The sequence below is a fragment of the Streptomyces sp. NBC_00654 genome, from assembly GCF_026341775.1.
Lineage (GTDB): Bacteria > Actinomycetota > Actinomycetes > Streptomycetales > Streptomycetaceae > Streptomyces.
In genome coordinates, this window is sequence record NZ_JAPEOB010000001.1 from 3970920 (window position 1) to 3991309 (window position 20390).

Below are 20390 nucleotides of genomic sequence, written 5' to 3' on the forward strand. Positions count from 1 at the left end.
TCCGGAGGGTGCGGCGCCGTCACCCGGTGCGCCGGATGAGGAAGGGCAGGAGGGCGAGGATCTCCTCGTGGGCCGCCGGCGCGAGCGGAACACGCTCCAGACAGTCGCGGGCGGCCGCCAGGTTCTCGTGCGCCTCGGCGAGGGCGGCGGCACGCCCCCCGGCATCCTCGATCAGTCCGGCTGCCCGGCGGCAGGCCTCTTCGCCGAGCGGTCCGTCGGAGCCCAGGAGCGTGCCCAGCCGGCGGGCGGCGGGGTGTTCCGAGGCCAGCGCCGCGAGGACGGGGAAGGTCTTCTTGCGGCGGCGCAGATCGCTTTGCACCGGCTTGCCCGTCGTCGCCGGGTCGCCCCAGATGCCGAGCAGGTCGTCCACGGCCTGGAACGCCACCCCGAGGTGCCGGCCCGCCCGGTCCAGCGCGTCGGCGGTGCCGCCCGGCGCCCCGGCCAGTTCGGCTCCCAGCGCGGCCGCGCAGCCGAGCAGGGCGCCGGTCTTGTTCTCGGCCATCGACCGGTACTCGTGCGGGCGCACCGCACCCGTACCCGTCCAGGGCCGCGACTCGAAGAGCAGGTCCTCCGCCTGACCGTGCACCAGGTCGCTCAGCGCCGAGGCCAGCCGCCGCACCGCCGGGGCACCGCTCCCGCCGGGCGCGTCCGCCAGCGTCTGTACGGCCAGGGCGAACAGCGCGTCCCCCGCGAGAACGGCCGGGCCGGTGCCGTACGCCTTCCATACGGTGGGGCGCTGCCGGCGCGTCTCGTCGCCGTCCATGATGTCGTCGTGCAGCAGCGAGAACGTATGGATCAGCTCGACGGCGACCGCGCCGACGACCGCGTCCTCGCCGGGCGCACCGGCGGCCTCGGCGCCGAGCACCGCCAGTGCCTGGCGCAGTCCCTTGCCCTGCGAGCCGGGCAGCGGGCTGCCGTCCACGTCGCTCCAGCCCAGCGAGAAGGCGGCCATTCCGGCGTGCCAGGGGTGCAGACGCTGTACGGCCCGGGAGAGCGCCGGACGTACGAGGTCGCGGCAACGGGCCAGAAGCCGGGGCGCGGTGTCCGGCTGGGTGACAGGGGCGGTCATCACCGGCCGCTCCCGTCGCCGCTCGGCGCCACGCCGAGTTCGGCGTACGCCTTGTCGACCATGTCACGGGCGTTGAGCAGGCCGATCCGGTTGAGCGTCCGGCGCAGCTCGTCCAGTTCCGCGGCGGTTTCGTGCCCGTCGCGGCCGAGCCGGGCGCGGGACTTCACCAGACCGAGCCGGGCCAGGGCCTCGCCCCGCGGCTCGCTCATCTCGCGGAACTCCGCGAGCGCCTGTTCGTAGACCTCGCGGGCCTCCTCGTACCGGCCGGCACGGAAGAGCACGTTGGCGCGCATCTTGTGGTTGTAGGCGAGCGCGCTGGACAGCTTCATCTCACGGCAGGTGCTCTCGGCCTCCGAGAGCAGGGTGAGCGCGCGCTCCGTGTCCCCTTCGCGCACGGAGACTATGTCGGCTATCCCGCGCAGCGCCCAGGCGCGGCCGCGCCAGTCGTCCGCGTTCCGCGCCAGCTGGGCCGCCTCCTCGAACATCTCCAGGGCCGTGTCGAACGAGCCCGTGTTGCGGTGGATCTGCGCGATGCCCTCCAGCGCCCACACGGTGTGCCGGGCCTCGCCGCGTGCGCGGGCCTCGGCGAGCAACTGCTCGTGCAGGGCCGCGACGGTCCCGTAGTCGCCCTGGATACGCCCCGTCTCGGCGAGACCGGCGAGCGAGTAGCCGCGGGCGACGACATCCCCGCCGCGCTCGCCCATGTCGGCGGCGAGCCCGAGCAGCCGGAACGCGAGCCGCAGGGCGCCCCGTTGCCGGGCCAGCGTCCCGCCGCTCCACAGCGCCCAGGCCATGGACCCGAGGTCCGCGGCCGAACGCGCGGCGCGGTAACTGGCCTTCCAGGCCAGGTCCGCCTCCGCCACATGGCCGAGCCGGCGGTGCGCCTCGGCCACGGCGAGACCGGTACGCGCCACCTCCGCCTGCGAGCCGGAGGCCTCGGCGGCCGCCAAGTGACGGATGCCCTCGGCGAGTACATCGGTCAAGGAGGAGTTCACCGACATCTTGGTGAGAGCACCTTGGTACTCGGGCGCCAGTGCTTTGCTCTGCATGGGTGCCTTTCGTGCGTCCGGCCCGGCCCCAGCACGGCTATGCATGTGATGTATACATGAAGTGCATAGTGGTAGGTGGGCCGGAGCCGGAATCTGGTGGGGGTGGACGCCACGTGTCCTGTGCGGCGGTCCGTCCTGTCGTGGATCAAGACGGAAGCCGCGCGCGATGGGTTGCTCGCCGTCCTCAAATGTCTTGCCGGGACACGGATTCGGGACACCGGGGGAACGCTCCGCCACGGAACGTCGCCGTACGGCGCCATGTCACGCCGTACGCGAGGGCGCGCTCCCGTCGGGGGGCGGGGGACGAGAGCCTCTACGCTGACCGCATGCGCAATCAGGTGCCGATGAGCGAGGCGGTCCGCGCGGTGCTGGGCACGCCCGCGGGATCCACCGTGCTGGAGAGCAGCCCCCGGACGAGGGTGTGGCGGGTCGGACTCCGCGACGGCGGGCGGGTGATCGTCAAGCAGATCGCCGACGGCGGCGACGCCGCGCGGGGCGCCGACGCCCGCTTCGCCCGCGAGACCACCGCGCTGCGGCTCGCCGCGCGGGCGCCCCTGCCGGGCGTCGCTCCCGCGCTGCTGGCCGCGGACCCGCCGAGCCGGGTGATGGTCCTGGAGTACGTGGACGGGCTCGGCCCGGCCGCCGACTGGCTCCCGGAGTACGCCGATTCGCTCGCCCGGCTGCACGCGCTCACCGGCCCGCGGGACGCGGGCGCCCTGCCCGCGTGGTCCGGTCCCACGGCCGGGGACGCCGAGTCCTTCCTCGCGTTCGCCCGCGCCCTCGAAGTCCCCGTGCCGCCCGGAGTGCCGGACGAACTCGCCTCGCTGCTCGACCGGCTGGACCCCGCCCCCCACCACGCGCTGCTGCACGGCGACCCCTGCCCCGGCAACGACCTGCGCACCACCACCGGAGTCCGCTTCATCGACTTCGAGCAGGCCTCGCTCGGGAACGGACTCGTCGAACTGGCCTACCTGCGGATCGGGTTCCCGACCTGCTGGTGCGCCATGTCGGTCGCGCCCGCGCCGCTCGCGGAGGCGGAGGACGTCTACCGCTCCACCTGGCGGACGCTGACCGGCACGGATGTACCGGGCGACCTCGCGGACGCCTGCGCGGGCTGGCTGATCCGCGGTGACGCACTGGTCGAGCGGGCCCACCGGGAATCGGCCGATCACCTCGCCCGGGTACCCTCGGAGGACTTCCTGTGGGGGTACGTCTCGGCCCGGGAGCGGCTGCTGCACCGGCTGGGGGCGGTCGCCGCACTCACCGCGGACCATGAACGCCTGCACGGCCTCGGCCGGTTGTGCGCCGGTCTCCTCGCGCGCGCGACGCACCGGTGGCCGGGCCTGCGCCCGCTGCCCGCGCAGGACACACGGCCCTGGCCCTGACCGCGAGGTCCGGCAGGGCACTGCCTGCCGGACCTCGTGCCGACGCGGCGCCCGCGCGCCGGCCGGTTCACGCGTAGGCGCGGACCCCCACGATCCGTGCGTGCCGCGCGCCGTTCGTCGCGTCCACCCGCACCCGCAGCGCGGCGGCCGGGCGCCGCGGGAAGTGGTGGACACGATGGCGCCGGCGGTTGTCCGTCTCCGCGGCGACCGTCTGCCACACGCCGTCCACCAGCACCTCGACGCGGTAGTCCCGCGCCAGCTCCGGCATGATCTCGAACCGCGTGCGGTGCAGATGCAGATTGTTCAGGAACTCATCCACATCGTCGTCCAGGACGAGCTGTACGCTGCCCAGCTCGACGGGGGAGTCCCAGTCGAGCCGCAGCCAGGCCGCCCCCTCCTCGGCCGCCTGCCACAACTGCGGTCCGGCATAGGGCCGCTGGTAGCCGCCGACGGTCTTCACCGGCGCGTACGCGGCTGTCGGACCGGCCCGGAAGCAGAAGCTGCGCCGGCGCAGCCCGCGCGCCACCCACTCGGTGACCAGCTCGGCCCCGTCCTCCGGCGTGACCGGGATGAGCGGATCGGGATCCGGCTCGTCGGGCAGTCTGCGGCTGAGGCAGAGGACCCCGGTCCGCCGTTCGTCCGAGAGGCGCAGCGCGGCGTCGGGGTCCGCCCGGACGATCACGACGGCGTTGCGGGGTTCCTCCGGGTGCCAGCTGAGCGGAACGGTGACCCACTGGCCCTGCCCGGCCGCGACCTCGACGGCGTGTGCCGACAACTGACGTACCGGAACGGCGTTCTCGCCGCGCACCGTGTCCCACAGCTCGATGTGCAGGGTGGTGCCTGCGGCGGCGTCGACGAGCAGCTCGAACCCGTCGAGGGACGGATCCACCGGCAGCACGACGGCCAGGTCGTGGTCCAGCGGATACGATTCGGTCCCCGGTCCCGGTTCGACGGACAGCCGCTCCACGGTGCTCGACGCACTCACCCGCGCCGCCCGCGCCAGGTCGTCCGGGTCGGTGTTGCGCACCCCGACCAGCGAGGCGTCCTGACGGAGCAGTGTCTGCTGGAGGCGCCGGTCCGCGGCCAGTTCGCGCGGGGTGACGCCGTCCCGTACACAGAGCGCGGCACCCGTTCCCGCGGCTTCGCCGAGCGTGGCGCACGTCGCCATCACCCGGGTCGTCCCGAAGGCGATGTGGGTGGCGGAGATGTTGCGTCCCGCGAAGAGGAGATTGCGGACATTGCGTGAGTACAGGCTGCGGAACGGAATGTGGTAGACCCCGTCGGGATGGATCTGATGGGCGCCGGGCTTGGTCGCGTACATGCCCTGCACCGGGTGCAGATCGATCGACCAGCCGCCGAACGCGACCCGGTCCTCGAAGGGTTCCTGCGCCATGACCTCGGTCTGCGTCAGCACATGGTCGCCGAGGAAGCGGCGGTACTCGCGTTTGCCGGGCAGGGAACCCACCCACTCCAGGGTCAGTTGGTCCGCGTCGAACTTCCCCGAGTTCTTGATGTGGTCCCAGATCCCGTGGATCACGGACCAGAGTTCGTCACGGATGCGCTCGTTGTCGTGCACGGTGTCGAGCTCGCCGCCCCACTCGATCCACCAGTAGTCGCAGCCGTTGTCGCCCGTCCGGATCAGCCGGTGCTCGGGAATCGGCGTGTCGAGGATGTTCTTCGCGAAGGAGGGCGGCACGAACTTCACCGGGTGCCCGGTGTCCTTGGTGTAGAAGAGGATCGTCGAGCCGAGGAGTTCCCCGTCGGGGGTGTCCGGTGCCCAGCGCTCCCCGTACTCCTCCCGGGACTCCCGGCCGACGCGGTGGTCGGCGCCCGCCAGATGCCCGACCAGACCGTCGCCCGTGCAGTCGAGGAAGACCGGTCCGGTGAAGGTGATCAGCCGCTCCGAGCCCATCGTCCACCCGGTGACCGAGGTGATCGTGCGCTCGGCGGCGGAACCGGTGGCCGCGACCTCGCGGACATCCGTGTTGAGGAACAGCGACACATTCGGCTCGGCGCGCAGCGCGTCCAGGACCACCTGGTCCCAGTAGTAGGGGTTGCCCTCCGGGTTGCGGTACTGGTTCTCCAGGTACAGCTCGCCCATGATGCCCGTCTCGCGGGCCCACCGCTGGGTGCCGTGCGCGGTCGCCCCGCACACCCACACCCGTACCTCACTGCTCGAATTTCCGCCCGGCACGGGGCGGTTGTGGACCAGGGCGACGCGCTGTCCCAGCCTGGCGGCGGCGATGGCCGCGCAGACGCCCGCGAGGCCCCCGCCGATGACGGTGACATCGCTGTCCACGGTCTCTTCACGCATGACGTGAACGATCCTCTCTCCATGAATCCCTGCTCGGAAAGCTCAACTGCCGTGCGGATGCGTGGGGGTGAGGAGCACGCCCCCACCCCCACGGGCGCTACGGGGCGAGAAGGTCCCGCGACAGACGGGGCGACGGCGGTGCCGCGCCGTCCAGCGTCGCGGAGTGCAGCGCGGCGTGCTCCTCGCGGGACACCACCGACCGGCCCCCGCGCAGCGTCAGACGGTTCCCCCGCGGGGTCGTCCAGCGGAGCTCGGCGCAGTCGCCCGCCGCCACCACCTCGGGCGCGGACCCGGGCTCGCCGCCGCCGTCCGTACCGCCGGTGACGGGGGTGAGGGAGAGCGTCCCCGCCGCGTACGCCTCGCCCGCCGCCTTCCAGTCGAGCTCGACCGGGGCCGCGCTCTCGAAGAACACGACCTCGATCCGTACGCCGTCCGCGCGCGGGACGAGCCGCGCCGTCGGTGTACGGCCGCCGAAAGCGCCCCCGGCCAGGCGGAATTCGAGCTTCGCCGTCCCGAGGTCCACCACGACGCCGTCGGTGAACCCGGAGGCCCGCGGCAGGGGCGGCGCGCCGATCGCGTCCACCACCAGGCGCAGCGAGCGGGCCCGGAACCGGTCGCCCGGCCGGATCATGTCGAGGTGGTGGTGGCGGTCGCCGGCGGGGCAGGCGAAGCCCGTCATCCAGGCCACGTGCGGACCGCTCTGCACGGTGCCGATGACACCGGAGGCGAAGTCGAAGTCCTCCGCGCCGTCGTCCTTCACGAGATGGACGTGCACATGTCCCGCCCCGCCGTCCGGCCGTACCCAGTGGCCGAACAGCGGGCGCCGCTGCAGCCAGGTGTCCTGGTGGTTCACGCTGCCGAGCGTGGTGACCCGGTCCAGCCAGGTGGTTCCCGTCTCGGGGGACGGGGTCTCCAGGAACAGCTCCCGGTGCTCGTGCTCGCTCTCCAGCTCCAGCAGCCGGGGGCGGGCCCAGTCGGGCATCCGGTAGTCCACGCAGGCGTGCACCCCCTCCAGCAGGCCGGTCGGGGCCGCTTCGCCGGCCGGGCCGCCCACCAGACCCCGGGTGGCCTTCACCAGGTGGGGCGGCGCACCCAGGTCATTGCTGTAGCAGCGGGCCATCGGGCCGGACAGCTGACGCGTCGGAGGGTGCCAGCGGGCCAGGAAGTGTTCCCACAGCCGGTCGTGCAGCCGCTCGTTGACGGCCAGCACCTCCTCGTCCCGGACGTGCTCCCTGATCAGCGTCAGGGTCTGGATGACGACGCCCCAGTAGGACGGGCTGTTGAACTCGGTGAAGCTGCCGGTGGTGTCGATCGCCTCCGCGAGGCGCGCCATGCGCTCCTTGCCGTACGCGAACACCGCTTCGTCGCCGAGGACCTTGCCGGCCGCGAGCGTGACGAACGTGCCCATCGCGGCGACGTTCGTGTACGTCAGATGGACGTTCCTGCGGATGATGGAGGCGGCCGCGTGCCGCAGCGACTCGTGCACTTCGCGCAGCACGGGGGCCGGCAGCCGCTCCCCGTGCCGGGCGTGGATCAGGAGCAGATGGATGCCGAGGAAGTCCGCCCAGTTCCAGTCCGCCGGGTCCATCCGGTCGGCCGGTTCCTCGGCGTAGTAGCCCCAGATGCCGTAGGTGTCATTCGCCGGCGACCGGTCCTGGAGCCCGGCGACCTCCAGGATCACGGAGTGGGCGCGTTCGGCGTCGCCGTCGCCGTCCCGCTCCAGCAGCAGCAGAGCGTAGTGCAGGGAGTTGCGTGTGGGGTGTGCGGGACCGCCCTTGATGTGGGTGTGGATCGGGTTGTACGGGGCCTCGACCTGCAGCAGGTTCGCCTCGGCGTCCCAGCAGCGGTCGCCCTCGGCAAGGGCCGCACGCAGCAGGGAACGGTCGTACTCGGCGGCCGACCAGGCAGGGTGCACGGGATGTCCTCCAGCTCGCGATCGCCTCTCCGGCGATCTCGGAAACGCTTGGGAAACGTTTTCCAGAGGCTAAGCCGATGTCAACGTCCCGGCAAGGGTCCAATGAGGGAACCGAGGCAGGAAGTCCGCACCGTACCCATTGACGCGGCGATATGTCGCGAGGCAAGGTGACCCCGGCTGGAAAACGCTTTCCGGCTGGTTCCCGTTCTGCCCCTGAAGGAGTTCCCGATGAGACCCTCCCTGCGCACCGCCCTGACGGGCATCACCGCCGGTGCGCTCGTCTGCGTGCTTGCGTCGTGCTCCGATGCGGGCAGCGGAGCCGCTGCCGACGGCACGGTGACCATCACCGTCTCGGGCCGCCCCCCGGCCACCAACGCCGCCGCGCTGAAGACCTTCGAGACACGGGTCGCCGCGTTCGAGAAGGCCAATCCCAAGATCCGGGTGAAGACGAACGAGTACCAGTACGACCAGCAGAGCTTCCAGACCAAGGTGGGTGGCGGAAGCCTGGAGACCGTCGTCAGGGTACCGCTCACCGAGATGTCGGGACTGATCAAGCGCAAGCAGATCTCGGACGTCACCGCGGAGTTCGCGCAGCTGAAGAACGGCGACCAGTTCAACGACGCCGTGCTCGCCGCGGCCAAGGGGCAGGACGGCAAGATCTACGGCGTACCCACCGAGGAGTACGCCATGGGCCTCCTCTGCAACCGGGACCTCTTCGAGAAGGCCGGACTCGACCCCGAGAACCCGCCCACGACCTGGTCCGAGGTCCGCACGGCCGCCAAGGCGATCACGGACCGGACCGATGCCGTCGGCTACGCCCAGGCGACCAAGGAGAACGCCGGCGGCTGGATGCTGACCGCCATGACGTACTCCTACGGCGACGACATGCAGAAGAAGACCGGCGCCAAGTGGGCCAACTCCTTCGACGTCCCCGGCAGCGGTGCCGAGAAGTCCCTGGACCTGCTGCGGCAGATGCGCTGGTCGGACGGTTCGATGGGCAAGAACCACCTGCGCAGCATCACGGACATCGAGAAGGACTTCTCCGCGGGCAAGATCGGGATGGCCGTCACCGGTCCGACCGCGGTCAACCACTATGTGCAGCAGTACAAGGGCGACCCGCAAACGGTCGGGCTGTCCGCCATGCCCGTGGACGGTTCCGCGCGGCGCACCCTGGCCGGCGGCAACGTCGCGGTGATCAGTCCGAAGGCGAGTCCTCAGGAGAGGGCGGCCGCGCTGAAGTTCATCGACTTCTACTACCTGACGACCAAGTACGACCCGGAGATCGCGGGCGCGGACGCGGCGGCCAGGAAGAAGGACGGCGGCGTCGTCGGCGTCCCGGTCGTGCCGTTCTACAAGCCCGCCATCTCCGACCCCGTCGACGCCGCGGTCAACAAGCAGGCCAATACGCCGGTCGCGCACTTCGCCACGTACACCCAGGCCCTCAAGGACTTCGAGCTGGTCGTCGAACCGCCCATCGAGGCGCAGAACGTCTACAAGGCCCTCGACAGCGCCGTACAGGCCGTACTGACCCGTGAGGACGCCGACCCGGCCGAGCAGCTGAAGAAGGCGGCCGGACAGGTCAAGTCCCAGGTGGAGCGGGCCCAGCGCTGAGCACCGCCGCACAAAACGCTTGAGGAGCCGTCAATGAGCAGGTCGGACGCGCCACCGGTGCCCGCCGGGGACCGCACACCGAAAGACCGCACACCGATGAACCGTTCCGTGAAGTCCACCGCGCCCCGGCCGGGAGAGCCGGACGGGCCGCCGCAGTACGCCTCCCCGCGTCGCGGCGGCCCGGCGGAACGCTTCGTCCACTGGGTCAGGCAGGGGGGCATCACCACCATCCTGTTCGGCCTGCCGATGGTGCTGTGTTTCGCCTACTTCTCCTGGTGGCCGATCGTCCAGAGCGTGCGGCTCAGCTTCCAGCAGACCAATCTGGTCGGGCCCGCCCAGTGGGTGGGCCTGGACAACTTCCGTACGGTGCTGGACGACCCGCTGCTGTGGACGGCGGCCGGGAACACCGCGCTGTTCGCCGTGCTGGCCCTGGTGATCGGCTTCCCCGTACCCCTGTTCCTCGCCGTCCTCATCGCGGAACTGCGCCGGGGCGGAACCCTGTTCCGGATTCTCGCCTACCTTCCGGTGGCGATTCCCCCGGTGGTCTCGGTGCTGCTCTGGAAGTGGTTCTACGACCCGGACGCCGGCCTGTTCAACCAGCTGCTCGCCCATGTCGGGCTAGGCCCCTACCCATGGCTCCAGTCCACCGACACCGCCATGCTGTCGATCGTCCTGGAGGCCACCTGGGCCGGCTTCGGCTCCACGGTGATCATCTACCTGGCGGCGCTCGGCTCGGTGCCGAGCGAGCTGTACGAGGCCGCCGAGATCGACGGGGCGGGCATCTGGCGCAGGGTCTGGCACATCACCCTGCCGTCACTGCGCGGCGTCATCCTGATCATGCTGCTGCTCCAGGTCATCGGCACCCTCCAGGTGTTCACCGAACCCTTCGTGATGACGGACGGCGGGCCCGAGGACTCCACCCTCACCGTCCTGATGCTGATCTACAACTACGCCTTCCAGAACGGCGACTACGGGGCGGCGACCGCCCTCAGCGTGCTCCTGGCCCTCGTGCTCGGCGCGCTCTCGGCGGTCTATCTGCGGGCGACGAGGAGCTGGAGCAACTGATGGCCGTCACGACACCCACCCGCCCCCGGGACAGGAAGCGCGCCGAGGAGAGCTCCCGCGGGCTGATCTCCTCGGCCGACCGCCGGCGGACCTCCGTACGCACCTCGCTGCTGTCCGTCCAGGGGCTCTCCCTGCTCCTGCTGATCGCCTTCGGCGCCGCCCCGCTGTACTGGACCTTCAAGGGCGCGGTCTCGCCGACCCAGGAGCTGCTGCGCGACCCGCTGGCGCTCTGGCCCGGCAACGCGCAGTGGGACAACCTCTCCCGCGCCTGGACCGAACTCCAGGTCGGCCAGTACCTCTGGAACACGGTGGTCCTGGTGACCGGCTCGGTCGTCGCCCACCTCTTCATCGCCACCACCGGCGGCTACGTCCTGTCCGTCCTGCGGCCCAAGTGGGCCACGCCGGTGCGGTGGATGGTGCTCGCCACCCTCTTCATCCCCGGCTCGATCTCCCTGGTCGCGCTCTACCTCACCGTGCTCGACCTGCCCGGCCTCGGCATCTCGCTCGCCAACAGCCCCTGGGGCGTGTGGCTGCCGCACGCGGCCAGCGCCTTCACGGTGCTGATCGTGATGAAGTTCTTCGACGGCATCCCGCGCGAACTGTTCGAGGCCGCCCGCGTCGACGGCGCGGGCCCGTTGATCATCTTCCGCCGGATCGTGCTGCCCATGTCGCGGCCGATTCTCGCGGTGGTGACCCTGCTGACGGTCATGAGTTCCTGGAAGGACTTCCTCTGGCCCCTGATCGTCATCCCGGACACCGAGAAGCAGCCCATCTCCGCCGCACTGCCGCGTCTCGCGGAAACGGCGGAACAGTCACTGCTCATCGCCGGGATGCTGCTCGCCATCCTGCCCCCCGTCGTCCTGTTCCTGATCTTCCAGCGGCAGATCGTACGGGGCGGGGGAGGCTTCACCGGCCTCAAGGGATGAGAACCACCCGGGCACCCACGCGGATCACTCCGCGCGGGCCGGCGGCGGCAGCGGTGCGCGCCGACGGACCTGGACGGTGTGCTCCGCCGGGGTACAGCCGACGGAGCACACCACCGCCCGGGAAACCCCCCGAACGCACCGCACCGATCCGATCGAGAGGACACCTCGATGGAACAGAACGGCACGATCCGGTCCGGAACCCCGGCTCCGGCCAGAGTAATGGGCCGCACCCGGCATCCCGCCGCATGGGGCAGTGCCGCGGCCCTGCTCGGCTGCCTGCTGGTGGCCGCGCCCCTGCCCGGCACGGCACCCTCCGCCCACGCGGCGGCGGCCACGCTCACCGTCACCTCGCCCGACCTCTTCTTCGTCAAGGGCCAGGCGAAGATCACCCTCACCTCCGACCAGGCCTCGGTGTCCTGGAAGGCCGTCGACGACCAGGGCGTGACCGTCGCCTCCGGCACCGCGCCGGTGACGGGCGGCGCCGCCACCGTGGACGCCACCGGGCTGGGCAACGGCTACTACACGCTCACGGCGACCGCGGGCACCACGACCCGCACCGTGAACTTCGGCGTGGTGAGCGCGCTCGCCGGCCATGAGCAGAAGGACCCGCGCTTCGGCACCGGCATCCACTACGGATGGAACGACGGCGACGACCAGAAGCTGCTGCGCTCGGTCAAGCTGATGGGGATGCACGGGATCCGGTCCGACATCAACTGGAGCGCGATCGAGAAGACTCCCGGCCAGTACGGCTGGAGCAACTACAGCACCGACCAGCACATCCCGTACGCGAAGAGCCTGGGCCTGGTCTCCCTGCCGATCTCCGGCTACCGCAACCCCAACTACGACAGCAACAGAACGCCCGCCTCGCCTGCCGCGCTGGAGGCGTACGGGAAGTACACCGCCGGCATCGTGGAGAAGTACCAGCAGTCCTCGAAGGAGGTCGAGATCTACAACGAGTACAACTCGACCGGCTTCAACAACGGCACCTGCGGCATCTCCGCCGACTGCTACCTCCAGATGCTCAAGGCGACCTACGGCAAGGTGCACGCCAAGGTCGAGGACGCCACCGTCGTCGGCGGGGGCCTGGCAGGCCTCCAGACCGACTGGCTGAAGCGGCTCTACGCCCTCAAGGGGCTGGACTACATGGACGCCCTCAGCGTCCACCACTACGGCTACCCGAGCCCGCCCGAGCAGGCCCTGGCGAAACTGCCGCAGGTGCGGGCCGATCTGGACGCGGCGGGCGGCAAGGACTTCCCGCTGTGGATGACCGAGAACGGCTACCCCACCCACGCCGACGGCGTCACCCAGGCAGCCCAGGCCGCCTATGTGCCGCGCGCCCAGATCTTCTCCTTCGCCTCCGGCGTCGACCGCTACTACTGGTACGACCTCACCAACGACGGCACCGACGCGAACAACAAGGAACACAACTTCGGCGCGTTCAAGCGTCCCACCACCGGCGTCGCGGCCTGGCAGCCCAAGCCGTCCGTGGTCACCGAGAGCGTCCTGATCCGCCAGCTCGCCGGCCGCGCCTACGCCGGCCGTGACGACGCCGGATCCGCCGACGTCCGCTCCTACCGCTTCGGCACCGGGGCCTCCACGGTCCGCGCGCTGTACACGACGGCCGCGACCCCGGGAACCGTCCAGCTCTCGGCCGGCGGCCCGGTCACCGTCAGCGACCAGATGGGCCGTGAGAAGACCTACGTCCCGGTCGGCGGCAAGGTGCAGCTCGGCATCGACGACAAGGTGCTGTACGTCAAGGGCGCGGTGAGCGCCGTCACGTCCGTCGCCACCTCCGCCTTCTCCCTCGAACTCCCCGGGCGTACCAACACGGAGGAGTCCGTCACCGCGGTGCTCAAGGTCGACCGCACCAAGGGACAGCCCGCCCTCCCGCCGCTGCTCGACTTCCGCATCGCCGGGAAGACCTACCGGGTGACGGCGAAGCCCGGCACGGTGACCCGCAAGACCATCGACCTGCCCACCTCGGCGCTGACCGGCACGCGTTCGGTCAGCGGCACCGTCGGCCTCGGCCCGGTCAACCTCGGCCGGATCACCACCGACACCGTCGTGGTGCCCCCGACCGAGGTCACCTTCGACCCGGTGGTGAAGAAGGCCGAACCCTTCGCCGCCGCGCTGAAGGTCACCGTCACCAACAACCGCGCCCGCTCCGCGCTCGACCTCACCAAGCTGGAGTGGCAGGTCAACCAGGGCACCGCGTACCTGGACCGGGGCACCATCGCCGGGCCGATCAAGGTCGGTACCGAGGACAAGGTCTCGTACACGGTCGACGCGCGCAACGTGAAGCCGTGGGACCGCTACTGGACGGCCGCCTACGTCAGCACCCCCGACGGCGCCAGGAACCCGGTGGGCGCCTGGAACGGCTGGGGCGCGGTACAGCCCGCAGGCACCAGCACCACCACGCCCATCGACCTGGCCACCCACGCCACCAAGCACTACTCGGCCGGCTACCGGGGCGAGGCCGACCTCTCCGGCTCGATGCGCCCGCAGTACACCGACACCGGGCTCGTCCTGAAGGGCGAGTTCACCGACAACGCCCTGTACCAGCCCGCCACCAGCGCCGAGAACATGTGGCAGGGCGACAGCCTCCAGTTCGCCGTCACCCCCGAGGTCCCGGGCCGCAGCCGTCAGTACGTCGAGGTCGGCGCCTCCCTCGTCGGCGGCAAGCCCCAGGTGTACACCTGGCGGCCGCCGGCCGGCCAGAGCGCCGGAATCACCCCCGGCGCGACCGCGCGGATCACCCGTGAAGGCACCACCACCCACTACACGGTGACCGTCCCCTGGACCTCCCTCGGCCTCAGCGGCAAGCCGGCCGCCTCCATCGGACTCGGCTTCGTCGTCAACGACGCCGACAACGACGGACGGGGCCGCGGCTGGTTCGAGTGGGGCGGCTCCATCGCCAACAACTCCAAGAGCGCCTCCGGCCTGCGGGCCGTCCAGCTGACCGACTGACCGGACGCGACGACCGCGGACCGATCCGATGAACGACCGCTCCCCATGAACCGGCGGGGCCGGGTGCACCTGACAGCACCCGGCCCCGCTGCTCCATGTCGTACGGCCGGCACCGAAGATGTCACCACCCACCATCCCGAGGAGACGCACCACACCATGGCCCTGTTCGACCTGCCTCTCGACGAACTGCGCGACTACCGGCCCCGGATCGCGGAACCCGGCGACTTCGACGCCTTCTGGGCCAGGACCCTGGCCGAGACCCGCGCCCACGAGCCCGCCATCACCTTCGAACCGGTCGACACCCCGCTGACCGGCATGCGCACCTGGGACACCACCTTCGCGGGCTACGGCGGCCACCCCGTCAAGGGCTGGTTCAGCGCCCCCGCGCACGCCGAGGGCCCGCTGCCGCTCGTCGTCCAGTTCCACGGCTACAACGGCGGCCGCAGCCTGCCGCACTGCTGGGGCATGTGGCCGCTGGCCGGCTTCGCCCACTTCGTCATGGACGTACGGGGCCAGGGCAGCGGCGGCAACGTCGGGGACACCCCCGACCCGGTCGGCTCCGGACCCTCCCACGCGGGCTTCATGACCCGGGGCATCGAGGACCCGGAGAACTACTACTACCGCCGCGTCTACGCCGACGCCGTACGCGCCGTCGAAGCGGCACGCACGCACCCCCTCGCCGACCGCGCCCGCACCGTGGCGCTCGGCGGCAGCCAGGGCGGCGGCCTGACCCTCGCGGTCGCCGGACTCCTCCCCGGCCTGTCGGCCATCTCCGTCGACGTACCGTTCCTCTGCCACTTCGGGCGGGCCGTCACCCTCACCGACGCCAACCCGTACTCCGAGATAGCCCGCTACCTCAAGGTCCACCGCGGCAAGGAGGAGAACACCTTCCGCACCCTGTCGTACTTCGACGGGGTGTCGTTCGCCGCCCGGGGCAGCGCCCCCGCGCTCTTCTCCGTCGCCCTCCAGGACCAGACCTGCCCGCCGTCCACGGTGTTCGCCGCCTACAACGCGTACCGGGGCGAGAAGGAGATCGAGGTGTACCCCTTCAACGGACACGAGGGCGGCGCCATGTACCAGGAAGCGGTCCAGCTGCGCCGGATACCGGCGCGGCTGGACCGCGATTCCTGATCCGGGGCCCGATCAGCCCGCCGCGGCGACCGCCAGGCGCAGCGTCAGGATCTGGAACGGGCGCAGCACCAGCTCCACCACGTCCCCCTGGACGGTGACCCGTTCACCCTCCAGGGGGCGTTCCAGCAGGTCGGTCACCGTCGCCGAGGCCAGCGGGAAGCCGGCGCTCAGACGTGCGGCGGCCCGCCCGCCGTGCGCCTCGTGGACCCGGACGACCACGTCCCCGCTCCCGTCGTCGGCCAGCTTCACCGCCGTGGCGACCACCGCGTCACTGTCCAGCGTGACCAGCGGCGCCACCTCCGAACCGCCCGGCACCCGGCGCTCCGGCAGACCGAACTGCCAGCCCTCGCGCACCGCGTCACCGACCGTCGCACCCGGCAGCAGCGCGTAGCGCAGCCGGTGCACGCCCTGGTCGGTCGCCGGGTCGGGGTAGCGGGGGGCCCGCAGCAGCGACAGCCGCACCGTGGTCGTGGTGGCGCCGTCCTCGCGGACCGTACGGGTCACATCGTGACCGTACGTCGAGTCGTTCACCAGCGCCGCACCCCAGCCGGGCTCACCGACATGCAGGAAGCGGTGCGCGCAGATCTCGAACTTGGCCGCCTCCCAGCTGGTGTTGGTGTGCGTCGGACGCTGGACGTGCCCGAACTGCGTCTCCGCCGTGGAGTGACCGGCCCGCACATCGAGGGGGAAGGCCGCCTTGAGGAACTTCTCCTGCTCGTGCCAGTCGACCTCGGTGTCGATGTCCAGGCGCCGCGCCCCGGCCCGCAGCGTCAGCAGCTGGGTGACACGGGACGCGCCGAAGCTGCGCACCACCTCGATGCCCTCATCCACCCGGCGCACCGAATCCGCCTCGGTCAGGTCGGTCACCGTGTTGCGGTAGAACGAGTCGACGTCCCAGGCGTCCCAGCGGTTGGGCAGGTCCGGGTGGATCTGGAGCAGGTTCGCCACACTGCCCGGGGCCACGGTCTCGCGTCCCCCGGCCACCAGGTCCAGGACCGACACCACCAGACCACGCGCGTCCACGGTCACCCGCAGAAGCCCGTTGTCGAGCCGGAAGCCGCCCTCGTACGACTCGATCCCCACCGGCCCGTCCGCGGCCTCGCGCACGAGTGCGCCACCGCCCGCCGGAACCCCCGCCCGCGAGTGCGGAGCGGCGTTGAACACGACCGTGCCCCCGCCCTCCGGCGAACCGGCCAGCGCCTGCTGCGCCCCGCCGATCACCGCCTCCAGCTCCTCGGCGATCCGCGCGTACGTGGCCTCCGCCTCGCGGTGCACCCAGGCGATCGACGAACCGGGCAGGATGTCGTGGAACTGGTGCAGCAGCACGCTCTTCCAGATCCGGTCCAGCTCCTCCTGCGGATAGCGGAACCCGGTCCGGACGGCCGCCGTGGCCGCCCACAGCTCCGCCTCCCGCAGCAGATGCTCGCTGCGCCGGTTGCCCTGCTTGGTCCGTGCCTGAGAGGTGTACGTGCCCCGGTGCAGCTCCAGATACAGCTCGCCCAGCCACACGGGCGGCCGGGTGTACTCGGCCTCCGCCGCGGCGAAGAACTCCGCCGGTGTCTCGATCGTCACCCGCGAGGAGCCCTCCAGGTCCGCCAGCCGCTCGGCGCGCGCCAGCATCTCGCGGGTGGGGCCGCCACCGCCGTCGCCCCAGCCGAACGGGACCAGCGAGCGGGTGGCGTTCCCCTTGTCCCGGAAGTTCTCCTCGGCATGCGCCATCTCCTGGCCGGAGAGCTCCCCGACGTAGGTGTCCACCGGCGGGAAGTGCGTGAACACCCGGGTGCCGTCCAGCCCTTCCCACAGGAAGGAGTGGTGCGGGAACGGGTTGGTGGTGTTCCACGAGATCTTCTGCGTCAGGAACCAGCGCGAACCGGAGAGCGCGACCAGCTGCGGCAGAGCGGCCGAATAGCCGAACGAGTCGGGCAGCCACACCTCCTGCGTCTCCACCCCGAACTCCTCCAGGAAGAAGCGCTTGCCGTACACGAACTGCCGTGCCAGCGCCTCCGATCCGGGCATGTTGGTGTCCGACTCCACCCACATCCCGCCCACCGGCACGAACTGCCCGGCCGCGGCCTTCTCCTTGACCCGCTCGTACAGCGCCGGCTGGTGCTCGCGCAGCCAGTCGAGCTGCTGCGCCTGGGACATCGCGAAGATGAACTCCGGGTGGTCGTCCATCAGCGCCACCACGTTCGAGGTGGTGCGGGTGACCTTGCGCACGGTCTCGCGCAGCGGCCACAGCCACGCGGAGTCGATATGGGCGTGGCCCACCGCGGAGAGGCGGTGCGCCGAGGCGTTCGCGGGGGAGTCGAGCACCGCCCGGAGCCGCTCGCGGGCGGCGGCCGCGGTGGCGTTGACGGCATCGAGGTCCAGGACGTCGAGGCACCTCTCCACGGAGCGCAGGATCTCCCAGCGGCGGGCCGAGCCGAGGGGGAGCTGCCGCATCAGCTGGTCGAGCACCTCCAGGTCCTGGACGAGCTCCCACACCTGCTCGTCGAAGACGGCGATGTCCATCCGCTCGACCCGGTACAGCGGCTCGCTGCCCGCCGTCTCCCGGTCGCCGAGGTCACTGACCCCCTCCAGTATCTCGGGGTTGGCGGCCGCCTCCAGGTAGTAGGTGAACTCCTCGCCGCCCGCCACCGGCTGTCCGACGCGCAGCCAGGTGTTGCACGGGTTGAGGGCCTTCACCACACTGCCGTCCGGCCGGTGGGCGAGGGCCTCCGCCGAGAATCCGGGCCGGTCGCGGGCGAATCCGAGGTCGATCACCGCCTCGACGGTGAGCCCCGCCCAGTCGGCGGGGACGCGTCCGGTGACCCGGAACCAGCTGGTGCCCCAGGCGGGGCCCCAGGTGTCACCGATCGCGCCGGGCTTGTACGGGGCGTTCACCGCCTCGGCGAACGGCACCGGCTCGCCCGGGGCGTGCCAGACCTCGATGTCCAGCGGCGCGGTACGCGGATGGATCGCCGGCCGGATGCGCTCGCGCAGGACACGGTCCAGGCGTTCCTCGGTCAGTGTGCGGTCGTCATGCATGGCAGAAGCCTCTTCCGGGCTGGGGGAGCGATGGGAATGGTGCGGGAGCCGGGGACGTACGGGGGAGCGGGGACGGATCAGGGGAGCTCGTCGAAGCCCGCACAGGGCAGGGAGAGCTCGTCGGCCAGGGCCAGGAGCCGCTCCAGCCGCGCCGGGGTCACATGGTTCGCCTCGTGGGCGTCGGCGACGCAGTGGGCGTACAGTGTGCTGACGCCGCCGTCCCCGGCGCTCCTGCGCACCGCCGCCTCGACACCGGACAGATCGCCGCCGTACACGAGCGGCCCGCGCCCGGAGTCCACCGAACAGCCGGGCAGCACCCGGCGGCCCGCCACTTCGGCCGCCGGGACGTGCAGGTCGTCCGCGAGCGACGGATCGGCGCGCCGGTCCGCCGGCACACCGCCGCGCAGCCGCTCGAACAGGCCGAGCAGCAGCCGGTCGGTGCTGTCGTCACGGGCACTGCACGGGTAGGCGAAGGTCCGGGCCGCGAAGCCGAGACGGCGCAGCTCCTCCAGAGCGGGCAGGACCTCCTGGCGGAGGTAGGCGGCCGGGCCGTGGGCGGCGATGAAATCGGGCGCCCGCTCGTGCCGCAGACCGTGGCAGCCGATGGTGTGGCCGTCGTCCGCGAGCCGGTGCAGCAGGCGCCGGTCCTCGCGGTCGAGCCGGTCGGGCTCGCAGACGAAGAAGGTGACCCGGGAGCCGTACCGGCGCAGCAGCGGCGCCGCGGCGGCCCATTCGCGTATGTGCCGGTCGTCGAAGGTGAGCAGCAGCGCACGGGTGATACCCGTCATCGCCCGGACTCCTCGGGGGCCCAGCCCGGAACGGAGCCGTGCAGGGCGGTGTAGAACGGGTCGCCCGGGACGATCTCACCGGCCAGGACCGGGAGTCCGGTCAGGGCGGCCTTGTACATGGCGGTGATGAGTTCGAGGGAGCGCCGCCCGTCCCCGGCGCTCGCCCGCGGCCGCCGGCCCGCCCGCATGTCGGCGAGCAGCGAACGCAGTTGGGCGGCGTGCGAGCTGGGGACGTCCTGCGCGGGGGTGGACCAGGCGGCCGTCCGGGCGGGGTCGACGCCGGGCGCCGGGGTGTAGGTCCAGTCGCCGTTGCCGTATCCGTAGAGATGGTTCAGCTCGATGGTGGCGTCGCGCAGATCGATGCGCAGATGGCTGACCTGGCGCGGCGAGAGCGCGCTGTTGACGACGGTGGCGAGGGCGCCCGAGGCGAAGCGCACGGTCGCGGTGGTCACATCGTCGGTCTCGGTGTCACGGGCCAGCCGGCCCGCCATCGCCCGGATCTCCGCCCAGTCCCCGAGGAGTTCGAGCAGCAGGTCGATCTGGTGGATGCCGAGTCCCATCGCGGGGCCCGCGCCCTCGGTCGCCCACTTCCCGCGCCAGGGGACCGCGTAGTAGGAGTCGTCGCGGTACCAGGTGGTCTGGCAGTGGGCGACGAGCGGCGCTCCCAGCTCACCCGAGGTGATGAGCGCCTTCGCGTGTTCGGCGCCCGATCCGAACCGGTGCTGGAACACGATGGGGGCGTACGGCCCGCCCGCGCCCTCGGCGGCGGTCATCGCGTCGTACTCCGCGAGGCTGAGCGCGGGCGGCTTCTCGCACCACACCCAGGCCCCGGCCTCCAGTGCGGCGACCGCCTGCCGGCGGTGGGCGACGGGCGGGGAGGCGATGACCACGAGATCGGGCCGCGCCTCGCGCAGGGCGGCCGCGAGATCGGTGGAGTGGTGGGGGAGGGAGAAGTCCGCGGCGAAGGACCGGGCGGCGCCGGGGTCGGAGTCGACGGCGCCGACCACCGTGAAGTCCGAGGGGTGTTCGAGGAACGCCGGCATGTGGACGGCGCGGGCGATATTGCCGGCGCCGACGAACAGAACGCGGTAGGGGGGCGGGGTCACAGACACGGAAGAACCGTCCAGGTGGGTGAGCGATGTC

At 71.6% G+C, this 20390-nt stretch carries 13 protein-coding genes; 6 read left to right on the plus strand and 7 right to left on the minus strand.

What is annotated here, in order from left to right; genetic code table 11:
• Positions 1–19: 19 nt before the first annotated feature.
• The gene (locus tag OHA98_RS17005; protein ID WP_266926685.1) at positions 20–1069 is read right to left on the minus strand and encodes a polyprenyl synthetase family protein; all 1050 of its coding nucleotides are present in this window, start codon (positions 1067–1069) and stop codon (positions 20–22) included.
• The gene (locus OHA98_RS17010) at positions 1069–2118 is read right to left on the minus strand and encodes a tetratricopeptide repeat protein (RefSeq protein WP_266926687.1); all 1050 of its coding nucleotides are present in this window, start codon (positions 2116–2118) and stop codon (positions 1069–1071) included. Before OHA98_RS17010 ends, OHA98_RS17005 begins: the two co-directional genes overlap by 1 nt.
• A 326-nt stretch (positions 2119–2444) precedes the next feature.
• Here OHA98_RS17010 and OHA98_RS17015 point away from each other — a divergent pair, with 326 nt between their 5' ends.
• Entirely contained in the window at positions 2445–3503 is a 1059-nt protein-coding gene (locus OHA98_RS17015) for a phosphotransferase family protein (protein WP_266926689.1), read from the plus strand.
• A 67-nt stretch (positions 3504–3570) separates the two neighbouring features.
• Here OHA98_RS17015 and OHA98_RS17020 read toward each other — a convergent pair whose 3' ends face one another.
• Both OHA98_RS17020 and OHA98_RS17025 read right to left on the minus strand, forming a co-directional pair.
• Complete coding sequence (locus OHA98_RS17020; protein WP_266926691.1) at positions 3571–5817, minus strand: FAD-dependent oxidoreductase; 2247 nt, start codon at positions 5815–5817, stop codon at positions 3571–3573.
• A gap of 97 nt (positions 5818–5914) precedes the next feature.
• The gene (locus OHA98_RS17025; RefSeq protein ID WP_266926692.1) at positions 5915–7732 is read right to left on the minus strand and encodes a hypothetical protein; all 1818 of its coding nucleotides are present in this window, start codon (positions 7730–7732) and stop codon (positions 5915–5917) included.
• A gap of 228 nt (positions 7733–7960) precedes the next feature.
• Here OHA98_RS17025 and OHA98_RS17030 point away from each other — a divergent pair, with 228 nt between their 5' ends.
• From OHA98_RS17030 to OHA98_RS17050, 5 genes are all read left to right on the plus strand, one after another.
• A complete protein-coding gene (locus OHA98_RS17030) occupies positions 7961–9343 on the plus strand; it encodes an ABC transporter substrate-binding protein (RefSeq protein WP_266926694.1) in 1383 nt (460 codons plus the stop codon).
• A gap of 33 nt (positions 9344–9376) precedes the next feature.
• The gene (locus OHA98_RS17035; RefSeq protein ID WP_266926696.1) at positions 9377–10408 is read left to right on the plus strand and encodes a carbohydrate ABC transporter permease; all 1032 of its coding nucleotides are present in this window, start codon (positions 9377–9379) and stop codon (positions 10406–10408) included.
• Positions 10408–11334, plus strand: coding sequence for a carbohydrate ABC transporter permease (locus tag OHA98_RS17040; RefSeq protein WP_266926698.1), 927 nt, complete (start codon positions 10408–10410; stop codon positions 11332–11334). The genes OHA98_RS17035 and OHA98_RS17040 overlap by 1 nt, the downstream gene beginning before the upstream one ends.
• A 168-nt stretch (positions 11335–11502) precedes the next feature.
• Complete coding sequence (locus tag OHA98_RS17045; protein WP_266926699.1) at positions 11503–14301, plus strand: hypothetical protein; 2799 nt, start codon at positions 11503–11505, stop codon at positions 14299–14301.
• A gap of 156 nt (positions 14302–14457) precedes the next feature.
• Positions 14458–15432 (plus strand): acetylxylan esterase, encoded by a 975-nt coding sequence (locus OHA98_RS17050; RefSeq protein WP_266926701.1) that lies wholly within the window; start codon positions 14458–14460, stop codon positions 15430–15432.
• 12 nt (positions 15433–15444) lie between these two features.
• Here OHA98_RS17050 and OHA98_RS17055 read toward each other — a convergent pair whose 3' ends face one another.
• The 3 genes from OHA98_RS17055 to OHA98_RS17065 form a co-directional block, all read right to left on the minus strand.
• Positions 15445–18459 carry a glycoside hydrolase family 38 C-terminal domain-containing protein gene (locus tag OHA98_RS17055; RefSeq protein ID WP_266926703.1) on the minus strand — a complete coding sequence of 1005 codons (3015 nt, stop codon included), beginning with the start codon at positions 18457–18459 and terminating at the stop codon, positions 15445–15447.
• 77 nt (positions 18460–18536) lie between these two features.
• On the minus strand, positions 18537–19247 hold the full coding sequence (locus OHA98_RS17060; protein ID WP_266926705.1) for a polysaccharide deacetylase family protein: 711 nt from the start codon (positions 19245–19247) through the stop codon (positions 18537–18539).
• Entirely contained in the window at positions 19244–20359 is a 1116-nt protein-coding gene (locus tag OHA98_RS17065; RefSeq protein ID WP_266926706.1) for a Gfo/Idh/MocA family protein, read from the minus strand. Before OHA98_RS17065 ends, OHA98_RS17060 begins: the two co-directional genes overlap by 4 nt.
• Between the last annotated feature and the right edge of the window lie 31 nt (positions 20360–20390).

Excerpts from the sequence above, each read along its gene's own strand:
- OHA98_RS17005 (WP_266926685.1), bottom strand. The coding sequence starts at position 1,069 with ATGACCGCCCCTGTCACCCAGCCGGACACCGCGCCCCGGCTTCTGGCC.
- OHA98_RS17010 (WP_266926687.1), bottom strand. The coding sequence starts at position 2,118 with ATGCAGAGCAAAGCACTGGCGCCCGAGTACCAAGGTGCTCTCACCAAG.
- OHA98_RS17015 (WP_266926689.1), top strand. The coding sequence starts at position 2,445 with ATGCGCAATCAGGTGCCGATGAGCGAGGCGGTCCGCGCGGTGCTGGGC.
- OHA98_RS17020 (WP_266926691.1), bottom strand. The coding sequence starts at position 5,817 with ATGCGTGAAGAGACCGTGGACAGCGATGTCACCGTCATCGGCGGGGGC.
- OHA98_RS17030 (WP_266926694.1), top strand. The coding sequence starts at position 7,961 with ATGAGACCCTCCCTGCGCACCGCCCTGACGGGCATCACCGCCGGTGCG.
- OHA98_RS17035 (WP_266926696.1), top strand. The coding sequence starts at position 9,377 with ATGAGCAGGTCGGACGCGCCACCGGTGCCCGCCGGGGACCGCACACCG.
- OHA98_RS17040 (WP_266926698.1), top strand. The coding sequence starts at position 10,408 with ATGGCCGTCACGACACCCACCCGCCCCCGGGACAGGAAGCGCGCCGAG.
- OHA98_RS17045 (WP_266926699.1), top strand. The coding sequence starts at position 11,503 with ATGGAACAGAACGGCACGATCCGGTCCGGAACCCCGGCTCCGGCCAGA.
- OHA98_RS17050 (WP_266926701.1), top strand. The coding sequence starts at position 14,458 with ATGGCCCTGTTCGACCTGCCTCTCGACGAACTGCGCGACTACCGGCCC.
- OHA98_RS17055 (WP_266926703.1), bottom strand. The coding sequence starts at position 18,459 with ATGCATGACGACCGCACACTGACCGAGGAACGCCTGGACCGTGTCCTG.
- OHA98_RS17060 (WP_266926705.1), bottom strand. The coding sequence starts at position 19,247 with ATGACGGGTATCACCCGTGCGCTGCTGCTCACCTTCGACGACCGGCAC.